This window comes from Dietzia cercidiphylli, assembly GCF_039531545.1.
GTDB classification, from domain to species: domain Bacteria; phylum Actinomycetota; class Actinomycetes; order Mycobacteriales; family Mycobacteriaceae; genus Dietzia; species Dietzia natronolimnaea.
In genome coordinates, this window is the sequence record NZ_BAAAQG010000014.1 from 1 (window position 1) to 16164 (window position 16164).

General features: G+C 62.5%; 7 protein-coding genes and 1 pseudogene. 7 read left to right on the forward strand and 1 reads right to left on the reverse strand.

The annotated features are described in order from the left end of the window. Positions 1–82: 82 nt before the first annotated feature. The 6 genes from drmD to ABD250_RS14025 are packed head-to-tail and all read left to right on the forward strand — an operon-like array spanning position 83 to position 14903. Positions 83–3253: a DISARM system SNF2-like helicase DrmD gene (drmD, locus tag ABD250_RS14000; RefSeq protein WP_338404213.1), complete on the forward strand. Its 3171-nt coding sequence runs from the start codon at positions 83–85 to the stop codon at positions 3251–3253. Next, the gene (locus ABD250_RS14005; protein ID WP_182659033.1) at positions 3250–7281 is read left to right on the forward strand and encodes an Eco57I restriction-modification methylase domain-containing protein; all 4032 of its coding nucleotides are present in this window, start codon (positions 3250–3252) and stop codon (positions 7279–7281) included. Before drmD ends, ABD250_RS14005 begins: the two co-directional genes overlap by 4 nt. Further along, positions 7278–10937 carry a DISARM system helicase DrmA gene (gene drmA, locus ABD250_RS14010; protein WP_182659034.1) on the forward strand — a complete coding sequence of 1220 codons (3660 nt, stop codon included), beginning with the start codon at positions 7278–7280 and terminating at the stop codon, positions 10935–10937. Before ABD250_RS14005 ends, drmA begins: the two co-directional genes overlap by 4 nt. Then, positions 10934–13018: a DrmB family protein gene (gene drmB, locus ABD250_RS14015; protein ID WP_182659035.1), complete on the forward strand. Its 2085-nt coding sequence runs from the start codon at positions 10934–10936 to the stop codon at positions 13016–13018. The genes drmA and drmB overlap by 4 nt, the downstream gene beginning before the upstream one ends. Before the next feature lie 3 nt (positions 13019–13021). Further along, the gene (drmC, locus tag ABD250_RS14020; protein ID WP_338404214.1) at positions 13022–13726 is read left to right on the forward strand and encodes a DISARM system phospholipase D-like protein DrmC; all 705 of its coding nucleotides are present in this window, start codon (positions 13022–13024) and stop codon (positions 13724–13726) included. Positions 13727–13772: 46 nt separating this feature from the next. Next, entirely contained in the window at positions 13773–14903 is a 1131-nt protein-coding gene (locus ABD250_RS14025; protein ID WP_182659038.1) for a DNA (cytosine-5-)-methyltransferase, read from the forward strand. 7 nt (positions 14904–14910) lie between these two features. Here ABD250_RS14025 and ABD250_RS14030 read toward each other — a convergent pair. Then, positions 14911–15206: pseudogene (locus ABD250_RS14030) on the reverse strand (integrase core domain-containing protein); the annotation flags it as partial. Between the two features lie 145 nt (positions 15207–15351). Here ABD250_RS14030 and ABD250_RS14035 point away from each other — a divergent pair. Beyond that, positions 15352–16164: DDE-type integrase/transposase/recombinase (locus ABD250_RS14035; protein ID WP_344392864.1), on the forward strand; the 813-nt coding region annotated here is incomplete at its 3' end.

Below are 16164 nucleotides of genomic sequence, written 5' to 3' on the forward strand. Positions count from 1 at the left end.
CCTTACGCGAAAACAAGCCCGCCGTCACCCGACAGCAGCAGTCACACCGGCCCGTGAATCAGCGGGGTTAGTGTTATTTAGTGTGACTGAAGTTGTGATTCCGCCCGTGGCCGTGCCCGAAGTCGGACAGATTGTTACCGTGCGCGGGGCCAACTGGGCCGTCGTCGACGTGCAGCAGCAAGGGTTGGGTCGGAGCACTGCCGACGATGCTGCCTCGCAACTTCAGCATGCAGTCACCCTCCAGTCCGTGCAGGAGGACAGACTCGGGCACGAGCTCAGAGTAGTTTGGGAGCTTGAGCAAGGTCGCAGCGCGCTGGCTCACCTCGGTCTTCCTGTGGATATCGATCCCGAGAGGTTCGACGATCCCAATAGGCTCGCGGCCTTCATCGACGCGTTGCGTTGGGGCGCGATCACCAGCGCCGACGATGGCACGGTCCAGGCCCCATTCCGCAGTGGTGCCAACGTCGAGCCGTACCAACTCACTCCACTCAAGCGAGCCTTGGCGAGCCCGCGCGCCAATTTGCTGCTCGCTGATGATGTCGGCCTTGGCAAGACGATCGAGGCCGGTCTGGTAATCCAGGAGCTCCTCCTGCGTCATCGCGCCCGGACCGTGCTCGTGGTCTGCCCTGCGGGCCTGGCCTTCAAGTGGCAAGACGAGATGCAGGAAAAGTTCGGCCTCGACTTCACCGTCGTCAATTCGGAGACCATGAAGGATGTACGCCGATCCCATGGCGTCCACGCGAACCCGTTCACGCTTTTCCCTCGGATCATCGTCTCGATGGCATGGCTGCCCGGGCAGCGGGCTCAGCGACTGCTCCGAGCCGCGTTCGCCGACACCACCCAGCGCTTCGCCTTCGACATCCTTGTCGTCGACGAGGCGCACCACGTGGCCCCGAGCAGTCCGGTGCGCACCAATAAGGTCGGGCAGGAGCGCAGGGGATACGCGGTCGACTCCCAGCGGACCCGCGCCGTTCGAGAGATCGCAGAGCGGTCTGAGCACCGTCTTTTCCTCAGCGCCACCCCGCACAACGGATACACGGAGTCGTTCACTGCACTTCTGGAGATGATCGATCCCCAGCGGTTCGTCCGCGGCAACAAGATCGACCCGGTGGCCCTTGATGAGGTCGCGGTTCGTCGCCTCAAGAGTGATCTTAAGGAAGCGAAGGGGTTTGTCGAACGTAAGGTCAGCCAGCTGCCGTACACCCCGACAGCCGGCGAGTCCGCGGCTTACGACCGACTTCTCGCCTTCACCCAACGGAGGGACAAGGCAGTCGCTACGGACGACGGGAGCCGCTCGGCTAGGGACATGGCGACACTGCTGCTGAAGAAGCGGTTCTTCTCCTCGCCCGTCGCATTCGCACGGACCATCGACGTCTACCGCGACACCCGCACCCGGGGGCTCGACCTCGAATTTGACCTCGACTACGACGAGATTTTCGGTCCCGACTCCGACGATCTAGAGGAGGGCAAGGTCGACCAGCCCGAGCTTGAGGCGCTGCGCGAGGCGAAAAGCTCGCTACCCCCTCTCACCGAGGAAGATGTAGCAGATCTCGACTGGCTCAGCGAGTGGGGCCACCGGTTCGATGGGCGGCCCGACTCAAGGCTTGAGGCGCTGCTCTCGTACGTCGAAGGCACGCTCCGATCGCATGGCGACTGGAGCAACGAGCGCCTCGTCATCTTCACGGAGTATGTCGATACTCTGCGGTGGGTCCGCGACATCCTGCGCCAGCAAGGCTACGAAGACGACCGTGTCGAGATCATCGACGGCGGCACGGAGGCCGAGACCCGTGAACTGATTCGCGCCCGTTTCAACGAGAACCCAGCCAAGACGTCTGTCCGGATCCTGCTGGCCACCGACGCGGCTGGCGAGGGCATCGACCTGCAGAACCACTGCCACCGGCTGATCAACTTCGATATCCCGTTCAACCCTAATCGCCTTGAGCAGCGAATCGGCCGAGTCGACCGCTACGGCCAAACCAGGGCCCCTGACATCCGCCACTTCGCTCCGGTCACCGGTGGCGAGAGCGCGCTCAGCAAGGACGTCGACTTGCTGGCCCGCGTCGCGGTCAAGATCGACCAGATCATGCGCGACCTGGGCTCGGCGAACGAGATCATCGCGCCCGACCTGCAACGCCAGTTCGGAGGCGAGGTGCTCAAGAGTCGCCGCGCCCAGGCAGAGAAAGATCCGATCGCCGGCATGATGGGCGGTGAAAAGGTGCTCAACGCAGAGTTGGCACGACTCGAGCAGAATCTCGCCGAGAGTCGAGAGAGACTCCACCTTCGCCCCGAGAACCTCCAGCGCGTGGTCGAGACCGCGTTCGAGCTCAACCATCTTCCGCCGCTTGAACTCGTCGGGTCCGAAGATACTGATGTACCTGTGTTCCGACTGCCGAATCTGGACAACTCCTGGGAGCAGGTCACCCGCGGTCTCTACACCCGCTTGGACGAGAAGAAGACCAAACCCCGTCCGATTTCCTTCGATCCTCAGGTGTTGAAGGAGGACCCTGAGGTCGTCTATATGCATCTTGGTTCTCCGCTGCTCCAGCGCTCGACTCGGCGCCTCCGCTCCGCGCTCTGGGGCGGTGACCGGGCGTTGGAACGAGTGACTGCCACCGTCGTTCCCGGCCTTGAAGAGTCCTACGCCGTCGCAGTCACCCGGCTCGTCCTGGTCGGGCGTGCCGGTTTGCGCCTCCATGAGGAAGTGTTCCTTGCCGGCACCCGGCTCGCACGCCGGCAAGCAGTGGGCGAGCACCGTGCCGAGGAACTGCTGGAGTCGGCGCTCGACCGCGCAGACCTCGTGGGTGTCGCGCCGGCGTTTGCCGCGCAGATTGCCGCGGCCTGGAACACCGAGAGAGACGACGGCCTCCGCGCCCGCGTCCAGCAGGCCATCGGCGACCGCGCCGCGCGACGCCGCAGAGACGTTGAAGCACACCTCGTCGACCGGCGCGAGACAGACCGCGCACGCGTACATGAGATCTTCGATCGGTTCCGCCAGACGCTGCGTGGTGCGCTCAGAGAGGCGGAGGTCATGGACGGCGACCCCCAGCTCACCCTGTTCGAGGACGAGCGCCGCCAGAGCGAGCGCGACCTGCGAGAGATCCGTCGTCGCATAGACGCCCTGGACGAGGAACGTGACCGGGAGCTAACGGCCGTTGACACGCGGTACGACGACATCCGCACATGGGAGTTCCCGGCCGCCGTGATCTTCGCCCTTGCCCCGCACGACGTGGAGAACGGACTGGCGATTCGATGAGGAAGCGCACGCTCAAGAGTACCGACAATCACAGCGACTGGCTTTCTCAGGTCGACGTCGACGGACCATTCCTTGCCTACCCGGTACTCAAGGACATGTGGCCCAGCGGCGTCGACCGTCTCGGCGACACCGATGACCGCTTAATGATGTTCAAGCAGGCGTACGCCCAATGGCAGCGCGCCTTCGACCACTACGTCGAGCAACCCAAGACACCCGAGTCGAAGGATGCCTACGACGTCGTACGGCGGGCCTGGATAGACGTCGTCCTTTCCGGCATGGCCGAGTGGAACGACCTATTCTCGGTTTCGGACATCGCGGTCCGCTCGCCAGGCGAGCAGATCACCGTTGCCGCGACCTGCGCGCTCAAGGGGCGCGAGGGCGAAACGGCAGCGTTACTGCGGGTGTGCGACCCCACCTCCGGTCTGCGCAACGCTGGCCTCGACGGTTGGGCGGCCAACGAAATCGACCGCCTGGCCATGTTGCTTCGCAAGGCACAGGTCGAGGTCGGCATCGTCACCGACGGTCAATGGTGGGCGCTGGTGTGGGCCAAGGACGAAAAACCAACCGGCTCCGGAATGGTGAACGCGCTGACGTGGGCCGAGGAACCGCTAATTCGCGACGCGTTCTTCACTTTGATCAACCAACGCCGCTTTCGTGCCTCCGACGCCGAGCAGCGCCTGTCCCGGCTCTTCGAGCGCAGCGAACTTGAGGCCGAGGAGATCACCGAGGCGCTCGGCACCCAGGTGCGCCGGTCAGTCGAACTCCTCGTCCAAGCCTTCTCCGAGGCTCGACTTGAGGCAATCAAGGCGGGTAATCCGGATCCCCTCACCGAGAAGCCGGACGACATCTACCAAGCTGCCGTGACCGTGATGATGCGGATCGTCTTTCTGCTCTTCGCCGAAGAGCGCGACATGCTTCCAACCGAGCAACTTTACTGGGACTCGTACGCCATCAACGGCCTCCTCGATAATCTTCGTGCACAGGCGGCCGGCGGGGAAGAGCACCTCGATGAGAGCTACGACGCGTGGCACAGGCTGCTCGCCGTCAGCGAGGCACTGCACGGCGGAGTCAATTACGACGAGATGCGGATGCCCGCGTACGGCGGTTCGCTGCTCGACTCAGAGCGCTTTCCATGGCTTCATGCCACGGACAGTCACGGGCTCCGACTCAGAGTGTCCGACCGCGTAATGCTTCATGTGTTGGAATCGGTGCAGTCCGTCGTCGCAAACGGTGAGCGGCGCAGGATTTCATTCCGCGAGATCGACGTCGAGCAGATTGGTTATATCTACGAGGGCCTCCTTGGATATTCCTGCGCCGAGGCCGCCGACGACATCATCCTCGGTCTCGTCGGAAAGGACGGTGCAGAACCGGAGATCGCATTAGCGACCATCAACGACCTGTACGACGAGCACGGCGGCGACTCCAAGGAGTTCGCCCGCGCGCTCGTTGCTTGGTTGAAGGTGAACCAGCCCGCAGCGACCGGGAAAAGCATCTCCGCACTGACTAAACTGGTCGAATGGGAAGCGGCCGGCGATGATCGCGCGGAACTGGTCAGGATGCTGGCCCCGGTCGCAGCCGGCGACCGAGACCTGCTGGAGAGCCTGGTCAGCTGGGGAAACCTAATTCGCCGCGACTTGCGCAACATCCCACTGGTCATACCCGTCGGCGGCCTTGTCGTGATCGAGACGCCATCGCGTAAAAATGCAGGAGCTCACTACACACCTAGGTCTTTAGCCGAGGAGGTCGTGTTCCACGCCCTGCAGCCACTCGTATACGAGCCGGGACCGCTTCAGACCAATGACGATCACGAATGGAAGCTTAAGTCTGCCGCCGCGATTCTCGACCTGAGGGTCGCCGATATAGCGGCCGGATCTGGTGCGTTTCTTGTGGCCGCAGCCCGATTCCTCTCGGAACGTCTCGTCGAGGCGTGGATCGACGAGGGCATGCTCGACAAGTTTGCTTTAGATGCCGAGGAGCTGCGCCGCCACGCGCTGCGGGAGGTAATAGCCCGCTCCCTCTACGGCGCTGACATTAACCCGATGGCCGTCGAGATGTGCAAGCTGTCCCTTTGGCTGATTTCCATGGACAAGACCAAGCCGTTCTCGTTCGTCGACGACAAAATCTTCTGCGGTAACTCTCTTCTTGGCCTGACCTCGCTCGATCAGCTGCGCGATCTACATATCGCGCCGAATCCAGCGAACAAGCAGCAACAACTTCTAATCGATGTTGATACGAAGATTTCCGCTGCGACTCGGCTGAGACTGGAGTTGGCGAGTCCCGTCGACGACCGAGACCCGATGCGGTCTTCGCGAGCGAAGGCGCGATTACTGGAGCAGTTCCGGCAGACGACCGCTGAGCTCCGGCTCATCGCGGATGGTATAATCGCTACTGCGCTGCCGTTAGGCGGAAAATCGGGGAGACAGCTTGATGACGCTTACAAAACGCTGTCCTGGCAATTGCATGAGGCCTACCCGGTCGACGGTTCATTCGGCGACCCGACGAAACTTCTCGACCGCATCGCTTTGGGTTTGACGCCGACAGTCGAGACCGACTATGAGCGGTGGCAGCCGTTACATTGGATTATTGAGGCCCCGGACGTGATTGTTGAGCGGGGTGGATTCGATGCGATCATCGGAAATCCGCCTTTTCTGGGATTTAAGAAGATCACTCCCGCGATGGGCAAGAATGTCCGCGACTTCATCGTGAACGTTTCTGCGGCAAAGTCGCCGGGCAAGAGCGATCTGGTTGCCTATTTCGTCCTTCGCGCGTGGCTGCTCCGGAGATCTAGCGGAGTTGTTGGAATGATAACGACCAATACAATCTCGGAGGGTGACACTCGAGAGTCGTCCTTGGATCAACTTGAACGCGTTGGCATGCGAATCTATCGCGCGTTCAAGAGCAAAAAGTGGCCGTCCGTATTCGCGAGCCTGGAGTACGCTTCGGTGCATATGACGGCGGTAGTGCCTGAGCGGGGTTGGCAAGCGACGGTAGGCGGCATCCGGTGTTCTGGGGTGACGACGCTTCTCGAGCCGGTGGGGCGCATGATTGGGAAACCAATACGGCTACAAGCCAACGTTGGTTTGGCATACCAAGGCGCCATACCTCTCGGCACCGGTCTGCTGGTGTCGCCGGCTGTCGCGGCTTCTTGGATCGACGCAGACGGGCGTAACCGCGAGGTTCTCCGACCATACCTCAGTGGCGAGGACGTTAATTCGCGTCCCGATCTGTCGCCATCCAGGTGGGTGGTCGACTTCGCTGACTGGGAGAAGGAGCGTGCAGCGCGCTACACGTTGCCATTTGAGCATGCTTCAATTAACAGCAAGGCGGCACGAGCGAACGACAAAAATCCGGAGCGGCGGGAGAAATGGTGGCGCTTTGCGCAGTGGGGACATACCTGGCGTGAAGCCGTAAGCGGCTTCGATCGCATGATGGTCTTGACTATCGTCAGTAAGCCAGTGATGCCGGTCCGCGTGCAGGCCGGCGTGGTGTGCAGTAACGCACTGGAAGTGTTCACCGTCAATAGTGACGCGCATCTTGCAATCTTTTCCTCAACCTTCCATCACACATGGGCGGTTACCTACGGGTCGACCCTGGAGACGCGGGTTCGCTACACCATCTCCGACGTTCTTGAAACGTTCCCTATGCCTAGGCTGACTGATCGTCTAGCGGAGGCGGGGCGACTCCTTGAGTCGCACCGCGAGCGAGTGATGCTTGAGCGAAGCATTGGACTTACGGCTGTTTACAACGATGTGCATGACCCGTACTGCCTTCGCCCCGAGATAATTCGACTTCGGGAGATCCACCTAGAAGTCGATCGAGCGATGCTTGAAGCTTACGGCTGGCAAAATATCGAACTTAGACTCGACTTCTCGGAGTATCGCCAGGCTGTCAGATGGAGTTGGCCAGACGTTCTCAGGGGCGCTCTCCTCGACAAGATGCTGGAAGAGAATCACGAACGCGCCCGATCCGAGGGACAGGATGTGCCGACCCAGGATGCATCGACAGGACAGGACATACTCCTCGCATGAGCGTCAGTGCATCAACCGTCGTCCGTGCCGACTTAGTGGCGTTGATCGAGCAAGAACTGCTCGGTCCGCGCAACGGCCCCGAGGAGGAGATTAAGGGGACGCCGCGTGCGGCGTACATGGTCGGTTCTCTGGCGCCGGTCACCATCGACCCCGCGCTGGAAGCCACCGCCGGAGTTGACGACGGTTCGGACCCGGCAGAAACAGGTCTCACCCTCAGCGACCTGGACCCTGTGGCCAACGGCCAGTCCGGCGTCCCGGTACCTACGGATGAAGATCCCGCCGAGGATGGCGAAGAGCGGGACGAGGGTGCGAAGGGCGCGTTGACGCATCCCTCATCGATGGGCCTGCGGTTCCAGGTCCCACGCGATTGTGGGGTCCTGACCGTCACCGCGTCATGGGGCCGCTACGAGTCGTTCCGTCAGGAGAACGAAGACGGCCGGAAGGTCCAGTTTTCGCGGCGCATCCCGTTCGAGCGTACCGCCGAGATCGACGTACGGAATCACGACAGCCATGTGGCGCTACCGCCGATCGCGATCGATGCTGATGTGACGCTGCGGGTGGAACTCTATCCGCGAGACGACCGCACAATCGTAGAGCTGGCGGTCTCCAATGACCGCACCACCGCGCTGGACGCACCGCCGGGGGATTGGCTCTTCCAGACCAAACTCAAGGTCGAGGCCAACAGTGGCGACGCTGTGTTTCTGCCGACGCGTGACGTGCTCGCCGATGGCTATGACGAGCTCGACCCGGAACGTCAGCGGCTCGACCTGCAGTACCGCCACCGGCTCGAGTTCGCTATCGGCCGCACGGCCTCGGTCGCTTGGGCGGAAGGATTCGATGCTGAGGGCGACTCACTGCGGCGCGCAACCTCTGTTGAGACGCTCTGGCTGCCGACAGCTGACGTTCCGCAGACCGTCGCAGGCAGCGGGGGCGAGGCAGAAACGGCGATGCGGGTTCTCATGGGCCTTGAGCATGACGGTGTCGAAGAGGCCTTTATGTCGCTCGTTGACGGCTACCGGGAGTGGCTCGACAAGCAGGTTTCGATAGCCGCTCACCTACCGAATCACCTTCAGGGGATCGCGGAAGAGGCGATCGGTGAGGCGGGACTCGTGGTGTCTCGGTTGGAAGCTGGGCTCGAACTACTCAAGACGAACCCGCAGGCGCTCCAGGCATTCCGGTTCATGAACCAGACCATGCGTGACCAACGGATGCGCTCTCAGGTTGCCGCGAAGCGGTCCGAGCGCGGGACGCTGTCGATTGAGGACGCGGTCGCTGAAGTAGAGAAGGTCGGCGACGACGCGGCTCGCTGGCGACCGTTCCAGCTCGCGTTCATTTTGCTGCAGTTGCCGGCCCTCGCCGACTCGACCGACGGATTCCGCAGCGGTCCTGCCGCCAACGTCGAGCTGCTGTTCTTTCCAACTGGTGGCGGTAAGACGGAGGCGTATCTCGGTCTCGCGGCATTCACGTTCGCGATCCGACGTCTCCAAGGGGTCATCCAGACCGACGACGGAGCCTTGGACGGAGGCGACGGCGTGGCGGTCCTCATGCGCTACACGTTGCGCCTGCTCACATCCCAGCAGTTCCAGCGAGCAGCTGCGCTGGTGTGTGCTGCGGAGCTGATGCGTCAGGCTGATCCGTCCACCTGGGGCGACCGGCCCTTCAGCATCGGCCTGTGGGTCGGTTCGGCCGTCAGCCCCAAGCGCTACGCCGACGCGAAGGAACAGGTGGAGACCGCTCGACAGGACACCGCAAAGACGCACGGGCTGACCGTCCTCCAGTTGCAGCGGTGCCCGTGGTGTGGCTCCAAGATCGATCCGAAGCGGGACCTACACACCGTCAGCGCGACTGAGCGGATCGAGGTGCGCTGCGGTGACCGCAAGGGCCTCTGCCCGTTCTCCCTCGACGGGGGCGCGGGTCCATTGCCAATCACGACCGTCGACGACGAGCTCTATAGGAATCCGCCGACGTTCCTCCTTGCCACGGTCGACAAGTTCGCTCGGCTGGCCCGCGAGGGTGAGGCAGCCAGCCTCTTCGGGTATGTGTCCGAGCGGTGCGCGCGCCACGGCTACCGTCATCCCGACAGCCGAGGTGCGTGCAAGGAGTCGTCTCAGTCGCACACCGCTAGAACAGTGGGTGGCGTCAGTTACCCGAAGGTGACCTTCCAACCGGTGAACCGTTTGCGTCCGCCGGACCTGATCATCCAGGACGAGCTGCACTTGATCACCGGCGCGCTCGGAACAGCAGTCGGTGTCTTCGAGAACGCTGTCGATGTGCTGTCCTCTTACGAGCAGGATGGCACTACCGTTCGTCCGCTAGTGGTTGCGTCTACGGCCACGGTGCGGAACGCTCTGAACCAGGTCACTGCGCTTTACGGGCGTGGGGTGGCGGTCTTCCCGCCTCAGGTGCTTGACGTGCGCGACACCTTCTTCTCAAAGGAGAAGGACGTTTCGGATGACAATCCGGGACGCAAGTATCTCGGGGTCTGCGCCCACGGCATCAGGCTGACACTCGCCGAGATCCGGATGTCGGAGGTTCTGCTGCTGGCAGGTCAAAAGCTCCTCGACGAACACGGCGACGCAGCGGACCCTTATCTGACTACCGTCGGCTACTTCTCCGCCACGCGCGAACTGGCCGGCATGCGCCGATACCTGGATGACGATGTCACCACGCGTGTCGCTGGCAACACCGAACCGTTCCCGCGCCGAACCACCGACTGGACCCGACTCGCGATCGGCGAGCTCACCTCTCGGATCTCGGCTGAAGAAGTCTCCAAAACGCTCGACCGTCTCTCGGTCCCGTTCGGTGATCGCTGGACAACCCGGGGGAAGGCCGCTTATGGCAAGGCATATCGAGCTGCGCTTGAAGCAAAGCTGCCGGCACCAAAGTCTCCGCCGTCCCCCTTTGACGTGGTCTTGGCCACGTCGATGCTTCAAGTCGGCGTTGACGTTCCAAGACTCGGTCTGATGCTGGTTGTTGGGCAGCCGAAGAACACCGCCGAGTACATCCAGGCTTCGTCACGCGTTGGTCGTGATGCCCGAAAGCCGGGGCTCGTGGTGTCGCTCATGAACTGGTCACGCCCCCGCGACATGTCGCATTTTGAGTCGTTCAGACACTACCACGAGACGTTCTATGCACAGGTCGAGGCCCTGAGTGTTACTCCCTATTCCGACACTGCAATGGAACGGGGCTTGATGGGCATGATGGTGAGCGCAATTAGGGTCCTCGACGAGGGCCAGCCTTCGTCGCTGTCCCCGGCTGTCGGCGCTGGGGAGGTACTCAGCAAACTGTCTGCAGCTCAGAACATCGTCGACCGGTTGATCACAAGGGCACAGCCTGCTGCGCCGGATTCGCAGGCGCTCGATCGCATGCGTCAGAAGCTGCTTCAACGCCTTGATCGTTGGTACGAGAAGGCAAATGAGTATGGTGGCTCTCTCGTCTATGAACGTCCCCGAAAGGACCAGGTCGAATGGCCGCTCCTGATCAGCCCAGAGACCACCGTGACGACGCCGGCAGACCGAGTGTTCGTCGTCGCCAATTCGATGCGAGAGGTCCAGCCTGAGTTCAATCTTCTTGTGAGCCCGGCGCCGGCCAACCTTGCATTCAAGGAGCCGGCTGCTGCCCCGACATGGGAGTTCCCGAAGGGAGATGACGCGTGAGCGACGCACATGACGAATCCGGGGCAGCAGACGGTGGCCTGGCGCCAATTACTGTCGGATTGGCGGAGCTCAACCCGATTGCTGACATCGAGGGCAAGACCACCAAGAACCGCAGCAAAGTTGGTTCGGTGCGCCCGTCAGCACTGCTTTACACCTCGGGCATCGGTGCCACCGTCGACCTGCCACACCTTTCGGTCATGCCGCACGGTCTGGACGCTTGGCAGCGCTACTACGACCGACGTCCCGGGGGCGCAGACCTGGTTGTCGAACCACGCCTACTAGATCTGGTCCGGGCCTATCTCGGCGCCCAAGTGACCCAGCTCCGCAAAGCACCGTGGGCGCCCGAAGCGCCAGGCGGGTTTGGAGACGAAGCGATCGACCTCGGAATCCCAGCACGAGTCTTCCCCCAATGGTTGCGCTGCACAGGGTGTAACCTGCTCGCGCCAGTCAGTCACCCGATCTTCGAGTTCAAGAACGTGCTGAAATACCGGCCGGACCAGGCGACGTTCATTCACAAGGACTGCAAAGGCTGGAGCCCGGGCTCAGGCAGGGCGAAAGCTAGAAAGGGTCGGGAGCAAGCAGCGGTGCCTGCTCGCTATTTGATCGCCTGCGTCAATGGTCATATCGACGAGTTCCCGTACGTCGCGTGGGTTCACCGCGGTCGCAACTGCCCGAACGCCAAGATTCCGCAGCTCCGGATGCGTGAGTGGAAGAGCAACCTTGGTCCTGACGTCCAGATCAGCTGTCTGTCCTGCGATGCTCGGCGAGGGATGCTGGAAGCTACTGGCCCTAAGGCCGCCGAAAAGTTGCCGCACTGCCGTGGCAGGCACGCGCACCTGGACGCTTTCTACCAGTGCGATCAGTCGGGAAAGCTGATGATGCTTGGGGCAGCCAACCAGTGGTTCGCCTCCACGGTTGGACTACTCGCCTTGCCCCGCGAAGAAGTGGCTTCCGTAATCGACCTTTTGCCGGTTCTCCAGGCACTTCCACCCGAAGTCATCGCATCAGCGACCGCGAAGGAAGCGCTTGCCGGATTCCGCGGATGGGCTGGGAGCCTCACACAGAACGAGATCTTTGGGAACGCCACCGACGATGTTTTGTGGGAGGCGATAGAGACGCTGAAGGGCGCTGTCATCCCGGCCCCAGCCGCTGCGGTGAGCACCGATCCAAGTGACATCTTGTTGCCTGAGTGGCTCGTGCTCACCAACGAGGAGAAGTACACCAAGCATTCCGGGTCGGCGGACTTCCGTGCTGTCCGCCGAGCGGTACCTGAGAGCTTGATGCCGCTCATCCCTGAGGTTGTGGCCGTCGAGAAGCTCAAGAAGGTCAACGCATTTGTCGGTTTCACACGGATTGATGCGCTCGACCGTATCGACGACAGCAAGAACAGGGTCGCGCCGCTCACCCGCGATGGCCGACCGACCTGGGTGCCAGCTACCGAAGACCGTGGCGAAGGTTTTTTCTTGCGATTCGACGAACCGACCGTGGTTGCATGGGAGAACAAGATCCTTGAGCTGGATATCTGGGAGACGTACCGCCGTGCTCACGAGCTCAACTTCAAGCGCCGGACCAGCAAAACTTCCGACAGCACGATTGATCCCGACAGCCGATTTCCGCCACCACGGTATTGGGCGATCCATTCGCTGTCTCACCTATTGATCAGGGAAGCGGCGATGTCGAGTGGCTACGGCTCGGCCAGTCTCACCGAACGGATCTACGCATGGCGTAAGGACGGCGACCGCCCGGCTGCGGCCGGTTTGCTCATTACCACGACGGCGTCCGACAGCGAAGGAACGCTCGGTGGTCTTGTCGATCTGTCGCGTCCGGAACGACTTGGGGCGCTTGTCCACGACGCGATCAGGCGGGGCGGTCGATGCTCAAGTGATCCGGTTTGCTCTCACCGGCGCCCTCGGGGCAAGGAGGATTTCCTCCATGGCGCCGCCTGCCACTTCTGCCTGTTCGTCAGTGAAACCAGCTGTGAGCGAACTAACCGGTTTTTGGACAGACGATTGCTCCTTGACCTGATGGTGGACCCCGACGTCGCTACGCCGGGACTGCTGCTCCCGATTCTTGGGGACTGATCGGTGACGCCCGTCGCCCGACTGGGCGAACTGCTTACTCCCGCCGAGGCAGGAGCGATTGCGGCCGCCCTACGTCAGCAGCGGCTGCCACACCTAGCCGCGCAGCGTGCCTTCGCAGTCAACCGACCCGAGGTCAAGGCGCTGCTCACGGCCCTGGCCTTGGAGGCAGGAAGTGTTGAGCTAGCAGCTGCTGTCCTCGACGGAATTGCCGCCGTTCCCCGAAGGCCAGGGCCCGAACCGGTCTGGACCGCCCCAACCCTGCCGGGCCTAGGCGGTCGAACGACGCTCGCCGTCGCCGAACTGATCAACAGGGCGACCGCGACTGTGTACGCGGCGACCTACTCCGCCGGCGCCGGATCGGATTATGTCCAGGCATTGGCACACGCCATCGATCGTGGAGTCGCCGTCACCGTCATCGTCGACCGTGGAATGCAGGAGAAGAATGGTGGCGCGGTTCCCAAGACGCTTGCTGGCGCGAGGGTGTGGGTGTACGCCCCAGAAGTGGTGGGAGAATACGTACCTCTTCAGCATGCGAAGCTCGTCGTCGTTGACCGAGCCTCCGCACTGGTTACCAGTGCCAACTTCTCCAACGCCGCCGCAAAGCTGAACCTTGAGTGCGGCCTCCTCAGCCATGATGCGGCCGTCGCGGATGACCTCGTGCGACAGTTGGAAACCCTCTACGAGCACGGTGCGCTTGTCGCCTACTGAACGACCCGAAGGTTACGGCTATTGACTCATGCTCGAGGATGTACACATGCGCTCTGTGGGACTCTTCGCTGGTATCGGTGGCTTCGAGGTGGGTCTCCAGCGCGCCGGCATCGATACTGAGCTGCTTTGCGAGTACTGGGATCCCGCAGCTAACGTGCTGAAGAGGCGGTTCGACGCCGACCTCGTTGGCGACATCCGTGACCTAAAGTCACTCCCATCGGTTGAGGTTGTCACCGCGGGGTTCCCCTGCACCGATCTAAGCCAGGTCGGCCGGATGGCCGGGATCGACGGTAACGAGTCCGGCCTCGTTCGAGAAGCCTTCCGCCTTATCGAGAAGACGCCGCCGCGATGGGTTGTTCTTGAGAACGTGCCGAACATGTTGAGCCTCGGTGGGGGAGCAGCCATGTCCTTCATCGCTGAATGGTTCGAAGAGAGAGGATGGAACTGGGCGTATCGGACCGTGGATTCGCAGAACTTCGGTTTGCGTCAGCGCCGTCGCCGCGTCTTCTTGGTTGCGTCTCGGAGCGAAGATCCCAGGGGGGTTCTCTTCAGCGAAGAAGCAGGTCCGCCACGACCCAGGGCCAGCCACAGCGCTTACGGCTTCTACTGGACTGAAGGAAACAAAGGCGTCGGATGGGGTGCGGGGGTGACGCCCACGCTCAAGGGGGGATCGAAACTCGGAATCGCATCACCGCCCGCTGTGTGGAGAGTGGGACAAGAAGTAGGTGAAGCAATCGCGCGTCCGAGCATCGAAGCGGGCGAGCGTCTCCAGGGTTTTCGATCAGGGTGGACAAACGGCGTTGCCAAGCAAGGCGTCCGATGGAAAATGGTCGGGAACGCAGTGTCGGTGCCAGTGTCCGAATGGATCGGCCGCGGTCTGCATAGCCCGAAGAGTCCGGTCGACGTAGCTCGGCGTCCGCTTAGTGCAGGGGGGCGATGGCCGTCGGCAGCGGCGTCCCTCAGTGGGATACGGGAAGCGTGGGACCTCTCTGAGCGGCCGGTGGACAAGTCGGCGCCGCAATCGCTGACGGGGTTACTGGACAAATATGGAGTCCAGCCACTGTCGTTCGGTGCAGCTAACGGTTTCTACACCCGGCTTCAGGCCAGCACACTGCGAGTTCCTGACGAGTTCCGCGACGCGCTTGCCAAGCACGTCCAGCATGTTGGCGCTTCGTGACGCGTGGTTAGGTGTGCTGACCGGGGAGGTTGGTTAAGCGGCTGACCGGTGGCTGGTTCCCGCAGGCGGTGTGGGGCCGGTGGTGATTGTATTCGTGGATGAAGGCCGGTAGTCGGTGCCGGCGTTCGTGCTCGCTGGAGTAGCAGCGGGCGTAGCCCCAGCCGTCGGCGAGGGTGCGGTGGAAGCGCTCGATCTTGCCGTTTGTTTGCGGGCGGTACGGGCGGGTCTTTTTCACACTGATGTCCAGGTTTGGCAGGTGTTGTGCCAGATGCGGGACTTGTAGCAGGCACCGTTGTCGCTGAGTGGCAGATAGGGCTAGTGGGTACGCCTAGTCCGGCGATCCGGTACTTCGATTCCGGCGACTCGGTACTCCTTGGGGCGGGCGGGGTGGTCTGCTCGGGGTGAGGCGGCGCGACTGCGCCGCTTCTTCCTATTTGAGGAGGCTGATGTGGCCGAGTACAAGGCCATCATGACGTTGGCGCTTGCCGGGCATAGCTACAGCGAGATCGTCGCCGCCGTCGGGTGTTCGCGTCGGGAGATCGCGGCGGTGAAGAAGACGATCACCGCGTACGGCATCACCGCCGGCCAAGCGGCGTCGATGAACCCGGCCGAGATCGCCGGGATGTTCCCCGACGGGCGCAAACGCGTCTCGGAGGACTACACCAAGCCCGATTTTGATCGGGTGCTGGCGTCGATGAAGTTCAACCGGCACTTCACCATCCAGCAGGCCTGGGGCAAATATCTCGCGGACCCCGTCGGGGCCGGGAAGAAGTACGGGTACTCCCAGTACTGCGCCCTGTTCGCCGACCACGCCCGCATCAAGGACGTCGTGGCCACGCTGCATCACGAACCCGGCAGGACGATGCTGGTCGACTGGGCCGGCGACACCCTCGAGGTCCTCGACGCGGTCACCGGTGAGGTCACCAAGCTGTACTTGTTCGTGGCGGTGCTGCCGTACTCCGGTGCGGTGTTCTGTCGCGGTTTTACGGATATGAAGTCCCCGTCGTGGATCGACGCTCACGTCGCAGCGTTCGACTTCTTCGGCGGGACGCCGCAGATGGTGGTGCCCGACAACCCGACCACCGCCACCCACCGGCAGGCCAAGGGCGAGGCGGCCAGGGCTGTCAACGTCCGCTACCAGCAACTGGCCGACCACTACGGCACCGCGATCGTGCCGGCGCGGGTCCGCAAACCCCGCGACTATCCCGAGGATTCTGTAATCCCGAGTCGCGGCCGTGGGGTGCTGGTCGGCGCGGGTTCG